Source organism: Oleiphilus sp. HI0125, assembly GCF_001635355.1.
In genome coordinates this window covers 1-762 of sequence record NZ_LWGF01001315.1, presented here as the reverse complement: position 1 = coordinate 762, position 762 = coordinate 1, and the positions used below count along the sequence as shown (strand labels likewise).

1 protein-coding gene is annotated in these 762 nt (G+C 41.1%); it reads left to right on the top strand.

Features of this window, described 5'->3' with window-relative positions; all coding sequences use genetic code 11:
• A partial coding sequence (locus A3762_RS22625) for a hypothetical protein (RefSeq protein ID WP_231878903.1) occupies nt 1-711 on the top strand: 711 nt, incomplete at its 5' end.
• Between the last annotated feature and the right edge of the window lie 51 nt (nt 712-762).

Sequence of the window (762 nt, the reverse complement as noted above, 5' to 3'; positions counted from 1 at the left end):
GCTGATCATGAAACCTTTGGCTGGATTATCTTCTGTATAGTGTTAGCGCCTCTATTTTTTATCGCTCGTCGGTTTGAACTATTCCCAGAGCAAAAGGAGCCTAGTAAACAAGCACCTTCTATCAAAAAAATAGCGCTTACATTCGCCCTTTTAATGCTAACACCTGTTTTAAGCTTCGCTCTAAATAGCGCAATGAAAGTACCAACTATTATTTCGGGCTCTCAATTAAGCTATACACCAGCAAAACCGGACACAAACATTCCAAAACTTCCAAACGCAAAAATCTTGCTGCAGAAGAAAGCAAACAATTACGTGCAAAACATCCAGCTTTATAGAGTACTCAACTGGAAAGAAGAGAGCAAAGAGAACCTTGTACCCTATTGGCCATCGCCATTTGCTCAATCGAACTGGCTAGTCGAATCTCGAAACGTCATTACAGCAGATACGCAACAATTTCAGTATGTTGGACTTAAACATAAGTTACGAGGTTATCGAGTATGTCTTGCATATCGTTATCAGGTGGGTCAACAAGCAGCGCTCTCATATAAAAAAGCGAAGCTATTGCAAATCCCCGCAATACTGACGGGAACCAATTATTTTGAAGCGCAACTCGCAATCACCAACGCAAAAGACTGTGCTGCAACCGAGCCCTCAATGATTAATGCCCTCACTGAATTGAATACACCACTCATCGAAGTAAAAGGTTCATAAGATGTGCGGTATCACTGGCTTTTTCGTACAAGCTAATAAAACTGAATTCAC